A 9,035-nucleotide genomic window follows, 5' to 3' on the forward strand; every position below is an offset into this window, starting at 1 on the left:
TGCCATAGAATAACCAGCGACAGTTCTTTTCCAGCGATGAGAATGCAATGCAATCTTTCTTCGATCAAGTACTTGAGTTGATTCGTCGTACTTCAACAGTGTTGCCTCAGGATGTTACCAGTGTTGTTGCGGTGAAGCAGGCACGAGAAACGGCGGGTTCCAAAGCCGATCTGGCATTGCGTCTGGTGTTGCAGAATATCGGCTTGGCTAAAGAGTTGTCGGCTCCGCTCTGTCAGGATACTGGCACCATTACGTTCTATATCAAGACACCCGTCGGTTTTGATCAACTGGCGCTGGAAGAAACCTGTTGCGAAGCAGTGCTGCAGGCAACTAAAAAAGGATACTTGCGGCAGAACAGTGTTGATTCCATCAGTGGCCGAAATTCAGGCACCAACCTGGGACCAGGCAGCCCGGTATTTCACTGGCATCAGCATCGACAGGATAACGTCGAGATCAAACTGATTCTCAAAGGTGGCGGTTGCGAAAATATGTCTGCTCAATATTCACTGCCTACCACTATCAACGGCAAGCGTTTTGATCGCGACCTGGAAGGGGTTCGCGGTGTCGTACTCGATGCTATCTGGCAGGCTCAGGGTAAAGGCTGTGGCCCAGGGTTTATTGGTGTATGTATCGGAGGCGATCGTGCAGTTGGCTTCGAAGCAGCCAAGGAACAATTATTGCGACCGGTGGAAGATATCAATCCACTCGCTGAACTGGCCACGCTCGAAGCCCGACTGTTGGAAGAAGCTAACAAACTGGATATTGGTCCGATGGGCTTTGGAGGCAAACTCACGGTCGGCGGCGTGAAAGTCTGTGCCCGCAATCGCCTGCCTGCCAGCTTCTTTGTTACCGTAGCTTACATGTGCTGGGCATATCGCCGCCGCGGTGTAGTGCTGAATACGGCCGGCGAAGTCGTCGAATGGCTATACCAGGCGGATGGTGAGTTTTCCACTCCACCTGTCCCGCTCGTGAAAGAACAAACCAATACCAGTATTGAACTTCATGTAAAGAACAGAAAGCCTCTTGATCTGGGAGGCGCCCAGGCTGTATCGCTCACAACACCTCTCAGCGAAAGCGACGTACGTAAGTTGAAAGCCGGTGATGTGGTTCTGCTGTCAGGTACGGTTTACACCGGACGTGATGAGGTGCACAAGTATCTTTACAAAGGTGGTGATCTGCCTATCCTCAAGAACGGCGTGATCTACCACTGTGGCCCGGTGGTACTGGAAGAGAATGGCAAATATCGAGTGATGGCGGCTGGCCCTACGACTTCCATTCGCGAAGAGCCTTACCAGGCCGATGTCATTGCCAAATACGGCATCAAGGCCGTCATCGGCAAAGGTGGCATGGGACAAAAGACGCTGGATGCGTGCAAACAGCATGGCTGTGTCTATCTGCATGCCATCGGCGGTGCAGCCCAGGTGTATGCCCAGTGTGTTACCGATGTGACGGGTGTTGATCTCAAGGAAAAGTTTGGCAGCCCGGAAGCAGTCTGGCATCTCGTGATAAAAGATCTGCCTGCGGTGGTCACGATGGACAGTCACGGACGGTCGCTGCATGCTGAGGTGGCAGAAGCCAGCAAAAAAGAGTTGGCTGCGGTTCTCTAAGATCTCGTTCGAATGAAGTTTCTTGATTCAGTCAATGATGCCATGCTACCATAGGCACGTGCAAATCTTTTACTTTATGCAAAATTCCTGGACCGATTGATCACATCCCAGGCAGTATTGATTGAGAGGTATTTACCATGCAAACCCTCTGGAAGGTGTTTCAGCAGAAGCCTGTAGTGCAAGGCGATGCTCAGTTGCTGCATGCTTTTGTTCGCCATAAAAGCGAAGAAGCATTCAGCAGTCTGGTGCAGCGTCACGGGGGCATGGTGCTGGGTGTTTGTCAGCGGATTCTGGGACATACCCAGGATGCGGAAGACGCTTTTCAGGCGACGTTTCTGGTGCTGGCCCGGAAAGCTGGTAGCCTGCATGGCAACAGTACGCTGGGGCCCTGGCTATATGGAGTTGCCAGGCGGGTTGCGATGAAAGCACGTTCCAAGCGACCGCACCAGACTTCACTGAATGAACTGGATTGCTTCCATGAAGTCGAGGAGGCTTCTGACATGGCCACTTCGAAAGAGTGGTCGGAACTCCGGCCTATCATCGATGATGAAATTGCCCGTCTTCCCGGGCATTATCAGGAAGTGGTGATCCTGTGTCAGATCAATGGTCTGACCAAACAGGAAGCTGCCAGACAACTGGGTTGTCCGGAAGGAACGGTCAGCAGCCGACTCATGCGTGCCAGGGAACTGTTACAGACCCGACTGACCCGACGCGGCATTGCTCTCACTTCACTGGGCATGCTTGATTTGACTCTGCTGGCCAGCCCTGTGACGGCACAACTGGTGCAGCGGACGGTCAGCACTGCCATGCAGGTTGCATTGGGTGCCTCTCTTACTGCTGGTATTTCCACTTCCGTTCTCACACTTGCTCAAGGAGCAACACAAGCCATGTTCATGACTAAGCTCAAGTTGGCAGCGCTCGGATTGACGGTCATTGGTGGGTTATCGCTGGGAACCACTTACGTTGCTGGTGGATGGGGACAAGATAAACCCGGCAAAGGGAATAGCACCTCTGCCATCAAACCTGCTTTACCACTGCCAGGGAGTTCAACAGGCAAAAGCAATTCCGAACCTGCTGGCAATCTGCCTGATACCGCATTAACACATGCCAAACTCAACAAGATCGACCCCATCGTATCTAACATGTTCAGTGAAAACCCTTCTCTGGCTGAGGGTCTGGCCAGTATGGAAAGACAAGCTGGAATTCAGTGCATCGTTGATTCCAGTGCCTTCAGAAAGATCTTTGTTGATTTCGACCAGAAGCTGTTACGCGAACAACAGGTTTCACTGCCTCGCATGCCGAATCAATCGGTATCAACAGTATTGCATGCTCTGCTCGACAACCTGCAATATCAGCAACAATCCTTGCCGTGCACTTACATGATCAGGCAAGGCACGCTGGTCATTGTTCCTAAATCGTTCATCGCCGAGGCTGCGAACGAAATTGAAGTGGCATTCAATACCAGGAATGAAGACATCGACCTGGCACAGGCTCTGGAGCGATTGTCGGATGAGAGCGGCGTCTCGATTATTCTCGATCCACGATCCAAGCCGACTGCGACGGATTGCAAAGTGAATACCACGTTTCGCAATATCAAGCTGATCAACGCGGTGAAACTGCTGGCCAACATGGCTGATCTGACCGTGATCAACATCGATGGGGCGTTGTATGTTTCCACGTCTGAAAACAGCAGAAAAGTGCAGGAAGAGGTCAATCGCGACCTGCCCAAACAATAACGTTCCAAAAAACGCGAAACCTTGCAACCACTCCTGGTGTTGATTGAACTGTCAGACAATATCCAGGAGTATGTCGCATGAGCCGCAAGATAATACTGAGTATGCTGGCAGTGCTCTGGCTGGGCTGCCAGTTCAGCTTTGCTGCAGATGATCAGGATAAGAAAGTCCGCAAGAAGCCTGATCCCGAAGCGGCATTCAAGAAATTGGATGCCAACTCGGACGGCAAATTGAGCCGTGAAGAGTTCGATAAGCTGCGCGACAATCTGCCTGAGAAGATCAAGGAACGTGCCCAAGGTAAAGGCAACGGCCAATTCAGTGGCAAGATGTTTGATCTGCTGGATGCCAACAAGGATGGGTTTATCAGCCTGGAGGAATTCAAGAAAGCGCGTGAGCGTATTGCAGACCGTGTTAAAAAAGGCAAAGGCGACAAGTAACCTGAACTGCTGATCAAGAGACAACAGGTTATCGATAATCCGTAGCCTGTTTTTCATTTCATTCGCATACTGATTTCCTTGGATCGTCAACACGTGCTGTCAGCAAGTGGACTTTGACTACCATTTCTATCCAGGCAACTGAATCGTAAATTTGGTACCTTTGCCTGGTTCGCTTTGCACCGAAATAGTACCCTGGTGGGCTTCCACTATTTTTTTGACGGTAGGCAGCCCTAAACCAGTGCCCCCCGCGCGCAAGGAATAAAAAGGCTTGAAAATATTCTGCCGAACTTCGGGTGTCATACCGCTGCCTGAATCTATCACATGAATCACGAGACAGGGTGGATTCATTGACTTATCCATTTCTGTCTGAATGGTTAAGGTACCACCCTGAGGCATGGCTTGCACTGCGTTGAGCATCAGGTTCAGGAGTCCCTGCTTGAAAGGCTCCACATCGAGTTCGATGGCAGGCAGATCAGCCTGCAGAAAGGTCTTTATTTCAACATTGGCTTTGCGTGCCGACGGGCCATAGAAATCGACGAGGTCGTCGATGAGATCGTTGATACGTGTAGGGCTTTTGCTCAATTCCTTCTGCTGGATAAATCGGAGGAAATCATTGGAGAGTTCAGCAAGCCGATCTGTTTCGTGTTTGAGTTTGACAACGCGCTGATGGGATCGTCGTTCGCGGGGCGTTTCCGGGTCGTGCAGGTCTTCTTCGAGCAACTGGAGATTTAACCCCAGCGTACTGATGTGATTCTTGATGTCATGGATCAGCCTGCCGGTGAGTTGAGCCAATTCAGCGTAGGCATCTTGGGGAGAATCAGTTTGTGCCATGTTGGTTATCCATGACCTTGACCCGGCTTCCAGAGCACATCACCTTCGCCATTCTGGTTCAGTGACCGTGCCAGGACAAACAGATAATCGGAAAGTCGATTCAAATAGATGATAACCTGCTGATTGATATTGTCACGTTGAGAGAGCGTAACCACTTCCCGTTCAGCACGACGGCAAACCGTACGAGCCAGATGTGCCCACGCCGCTGAGGTGCTGCCACCGGGCAGGACAAAGCTGGTAAGCGGTTTGAGCGTTGCATTGAGCCTGTCAATGCCTTGCTCCAGTCGAGTAACTTGTTGTGCGGTTACTCTCAGTTTCTGCCCTGCTTTTTCCTGTTCAGATGCTGGCAGACATAGATCAGCGCCTACATCGAACAGATCATTCTGGACCAGTTGGATGAAAGACCATTCCCTGATTCCCTGGTGATATGCGAGCAACAGACCCAGCATGGAATTCAGTTCATCGATAGTTCCATATGCAGCAACCCGAATATCGTCTTTTGATACTCGCGTAGCATCACCTAGTGCCGTTGTGCCATCATCACCTGTTTTGGTGTAGATTCGAGACAGGTAGACCATATTCAATCCATGAAAAGAATTAATGGTTAATCTAATTCAGCCAGGGTAAATCTTCCAGTGCATCGGCCAGCAACTTAACAGAACAGGGATACCCGAAGGTATCCCTGTATCATTTGGATTAAAGTTGCTGATTATCTGCTGACTTCGATGTCCAAGTCAGCTTGTTTATTCTTGCTGACTTGCCGACGGTAGTAGAGCATCCCACCGCAGGTAATGCATAATCCAATCAGAGCCAGGCTTGCAGGTTCGGGAATACTGATGGCATTCAGCGAAAAGTTATCGAAATAAACATCACCTGTGGTAATACCAGCAAAAGAATTGAAATAAGCAGCATATCCATATTCGCGTAATCGATCGAAGGGTCCGTTGGCAATGTCACTGTCTCTGAAGGGTACATTGGTCAATGCTTGTCCTGGACCAAAGCCGATCAGTGTGTTGTTTAGAAATACCCGAAAAGACTGTGATGAGAAATCCATCTGAACGCGAATATCGACCCATGTCTGATTCGCGACTAATCCTGGTGCACTGGAAAGCGTACTGTTGGGAAAAGCATTAAGTGAAGTAACCTGGATGGTTCCTGTCGGATCAACAGCAACCTGGGTAATCATTCTCTGCAGACCACCTGAACGCAGTCCTTCGAAATACATTCCTTTTAGGGGAATGTCCGTGGTCAAAACAGCATCATTACGATAAAGGCCTGTCTGTGCAACCACAATTGGTGTGCCACTTGCTACCGGGTTAAAGACATTGCCCGGAAATTGTGGAGTATCGGGATATCGCCAGTAGAGAGTACCGCCGCCTAAACTAGGATCATCGAAGAGTCGTTCACCTATTACGTGGAATGCCTGCGATCCACTTTGTACGATAGTATTCTGCACCAACCCTGCAGCTGGAAAACCAATAAACTGATTTAAGTCAGAAGTAGACCAACCATTCTGAGATCCGGTTCCCTGTCCACCTGGAGTTCCTGGTGGAGCATTATATCCAGCCAAAGTTGCTCCACCGCCATTGAAAGTTGGAAACTCAAAACCACCGGAATCGTAAAGCAAAATCGACTGAGCCGAGGCTGCACCACTCACCAATACCACCGTCATCACCGTCAGCAGCATTCTTCCCTTGCTGGTAATCGAACTCATGTTGTTAACTCCATTGGGCATTGGGCAGGCATTCTCTGTATTGCAATTCATCAAATCTAGTCTAAAACTCTTGCTGATACAAAAGAAATGAGGACATAACAGACATTTTCCATCAACATTTTGCTACGCATCGTCTAATGAACGGTTTAAGCAAAAGAATACAGTTGTGACAGCTTTTCTCAATTCTCCCAATCGGGTACACTGAAACAGGTGTGAGGTGTAAGGGGTCAGATGATGATCATGGCATATCTCCCTTGTCCACACAATCCTTGAATTCAATTGAACCTGTGGTAATGTAATGCATCCCACCTGGCAACGATTGCAACTTCAGACACGGCGGCAGTTTCTCACGCAAGGCGCGTTCAGCCTGGGTGGAGTGGCTCTGTCATCAATGTTACTGCCCAAGGCAGGTGCTGTTGATCAAACCTCGGCCCTGGCGCCCAAAAAGCCCATGCATGCTGCCAAGGCGAAGAATGTCATTTATCTGCATATGTCGGGAGCGCCACCTCAGCATGATCTGTTCGATTACAAACCCAAGCTCAAAGAACTGCATCTGAAACCATGCCCAGAGTCATTATTGAAAGGGCAGCGTTTTGCCTTCATCAAAGGAACTCCTCTGCTGCTCGGTTCGCCTTATGAATTCAAGCGATGTGGCAATGCAGAAGCCTGGATCAGTCAACTCCTGCCACACTTCCAGAAAGTGGCAGGTGAAGTCTCCTTCCTCAAAGGCATGCACACCGATCAGTTCAATCATGCGCCTGCCGAACTATTGCTGTTTACCGGGTCACCGAGAAACGGAGGCGCAGCGATGGGTTCATGGATCACCTATGGACTGGGAAGCGAGAACCAGAACCTGCCCGGTTTCGTCGTTCTCATCAGTGGAGGCACTGACCCCACCGGGGGCAAGGCACTCTGGTCCACCGGTTTCCTGCCATCGGTATTTCAGGGCGTGCAATGCCGAACTTCGGGTGAACCCATCCTGTATGCCAATAATCCACCCGGCATGGATCGCGATTCTCGTCGCAGCAGTCTCGATGCACTTAAAGCTCTGAATCAACTCGAGCATCAGCAGTTTGGCGATCCGGAAACCTTGACGCGCATTAGCCAGTATGAGTTGGCATTTCGCATGCAGATGACCGTGCCGGAGGTTATGGACATCAGCAAGGAACCAGCCAAGGTTCAGGAGCAATATAACGCCAAGCCGGGTGCCAACAGTTTTGCCAACAACTGCCTGCTGGCCAGACGCCTGGTGGAGCGTGGCGTACGCTATGTTCAACTCTTTGATTGGGGCTGGGATTGCCACGGAACCAGCAAGGGCGATGACATTATTGAACATCTGCCTCGCAAGTGCAAGGAGATTGATCAACCCATCGCAACGCTCTTGACCGATTTGAAACAGCGTGGGCTGCTGGATGAAACACTGGTTGTCTGGGGGGGCGAGTTTGGTCGTACGAGCATGAACGAAGCTCGGGGTGGCTCAACATTCCTCGGGCGGGATCATCATCCGCATTGCTTCACCATCTGGCTGGCCGGTGCAGGCATTCAGAAAGGTATCGTGCACGGACAGACCGATGAACTGGGCTATTTCATCACTGAAGGAAAGACCAGTGTGCACGATCTGCAAGCTACTATGCTGCAGCTCTTGGGCCTGGATCCATGGAAGTTCCGCTATCCTTACCAAGGGCTGGAACAACGGCTGATTGGCGTGGAAGGCGGCGTGGAACTGATCAAGGAAGTGATGAGCTAGACCAGCCAGCCACCCGTAATCGGCAATACCTGCCCGGTGATGTAACTGGATTCCTCAGCAGACAGGAAAAGCACGGCATTGGCAATGTCGCTTGGCTGGCCGATTCTGCCGACAGGAATCTGCTTTTCGTATTCAGCCAGCATTTCGGGTTTGATGGTAGCCACCATCTGGGTTTGTACCACACCAGGGGCAATCGCATTAACGGTGATCTTGCGTTTCGCCAATTCCTTGGCCAGCACTTTCGTCATGGCGATGACACCAGCCTTGGCTGAGGAATAATTCACCTGTCCATGGATACCAATGAGCCCTGCGACGGAAGAGATGTTAACAATCCTGCCACCTTCGCGAAGAATTTCGGAAGCGTGCTTGTTGCAGTTAAACACCCCTGTAAGGTTGGTGTTGATGACTGCCTGCCAATCGTCACTGGTCATTTTCTTGATGGTTCGATCACGAATAATACCTGCATTGTTGACCAGGATATCCAGTCCACCACACTGCGACTGGACCTGTTTCATCAGTTCAGCCACTGAATCAAACTGGCTGACATCCGCAGCCAGCACATGTACTTCGCTGGCGCCAAGCGATTTGCATTTCTCGGCGGTTGCCTTGGCATCGATGGCGTTCTGCCCCTCGGTATCTGCAAAATAATTCACGATGCATGTTGCTTTGGCCTGGGCAAAAGCTTCGATGATGCTCGCTCCAATGCCACGTGAGCTTCCAGTTACCAGAACCACTTTGCCGGTGTAGTCGTATCGAATATTCATGATGCAATTAGGGTAAGTGAAATGAAATGACCTGACGATTTCTCGTCAGGTCATCATATTAACTAAGAGCATCTAACAAAAAGAACATTAGAGGAAATAGCCGCAGATGACGATGCACCCGAGTAGCATGAACGCTTCGTGGATGTCATCGCGTCGTTCATAGCGAACCCGTAAGCGTCGAAATTGATGTAGCCAACTGATG

At 50.4% G+C, this 9,035-nt stretch carries 9 protein-coding genes; 4 read left to right on the plus strand and 5 right to left on the minus strand.

The features are described 5' to 3' along the window. The first annotated feature begins 47 nt into the window (after nt 1-47). From JNJ77_16535 to JNJ77_16545, 3 genes are all read left to right on the plus strand, one after another. Nucleotides 48-1,607, plus strand: a complete 1,560-nt coding sequence (locus tag JNJ77_16535) for a fumarate hydratase (protein MBL8824195.1) — start codon at nt 48-50, stop codon at nt 1,605-1,607. Between the two features lie 137 nt (nt 1,608-1,744). Further along, nucleotides 1,745-3,343 (plus strand): sigma-70 family RNA polymerase sigma factor, encoded by a 1,599-nt coding sequence (locus JNJ77_16540; protein ID MBL8824196.1) that lies wholly within the window; start codon nt 1,745-1,747, stop codon nt 3,341-3,343. A 77-nt stretch (nt 3,344-3,420) separates the two neighbouring features. Then, nucleotides 3,421-3,777 carry an EF-hand domain-containing protein gene (locus tag JNJ77_16545; GenBank protein ID MBL8824197.1) on the plus strand — a complete coding sequence of 119 codons (357 nt, stop codon included), beginning with the start codon at nt 3,421-3,423 and terminating at the stop codon, nt 3,775-3,777. 126 nt (nt 3,778-3,903) lie between these two features. On the opposite strand, the gene JNJ77_16550 is transcribed toward JNJ77_16545, so the two are convergent. The 3 genes from JNJ77_16550 to JNJ77_16560 all read right to left on the minus strand — a co-directional run bounded on the left by JNJ77_16550 (nt 3,904) and on the right by JNJ77_16560 (nt 6,322). Continuing rightward, nucleotides 3,904-4,608, minus strand: coding sequence for a two-component sensor histidine kinase (locus JNJ77_16550; GenBank protein MBL8824198.1), 705 nt, complete (start codon nt 4,606-4,608; stop codon nt 3,904-3,906). 5 nt (nt 4,609-4,613) lie between these two features. Next, nucleotides 4,614-5,186, minus strand: coding sequence for a cob(I)yrinic acid a,c-diamide adenosyltransferase (locus tag JNJ77_16555; protein ID MBL8824199.1), 573 nt, complete (start codon nt 5,184-5,186; stop codon nt 4,614-4,616). 131 nt (nt 5,187-5,317) lie between these two features. Continuing rightward, entirely contained in the window at nt 5,318-6,322 is a 1,005-nt protein-coding gene (locus JNJ77_16560) for a hypothetical protein (protein ID MBL8824200.1), read from the minus strand. A gap of 298 nt (nt 6,323-6,620) precedes the next feature. Between JNJ77_16560 and JNJ77_16565 the strand changes: the two genes are divergently transcribed. Then, nucleotides 6,621-8,069, plus strand: a complete 1,449-nt coding sequence (locus JNJ77_16565) for a DUF1501 domain-containing protein (GenBank protein MBL8824201.1) — start codon at nt 6,621-6,623, stop codon at nt 8,067-8,069. On the opposite strand, the gene fabG is transcribed toward JNJ77_16565, so the two are convergent. Both fabG and JNJ77_16575 read right to left on the minus strand, forming a co-directional pair. After that, nucleotides 8,066-8,833: a 3-oxoacyl-ACP reductase FabG gene (gene fabG / locus JNJ77_16570; GenBank protein ID MBL8824202.1), complete on the minus strand. Its 768-nt coding sequence runs from the start codon at nt 8,831-8,833 to the stop codon at nt 8,066-8,068. The two genes, JNJ77_16565 and fabG, sit on opposite strands and share 4 nt — an antisense overlap. A gap of 87 nt (nt 8,834-8,920) precedes the next feature. Further along, a partial coding sequence (locus JNJ77_16575; protein ID MBL8824203.1) for an IS5/IS1182 family transposase occupies nt 8,921-9,035 on the minus strand: 115 nt, incomplete at its 5' end.

The sequence above is a fragment of the Planctomycetia bacterium genome, assembly GCA_016795155.1.
GTDB lineage: Bacteria > Planctomycetota > Planctomycetia > Gemmatales > HRBIN36 > JAEUIE01.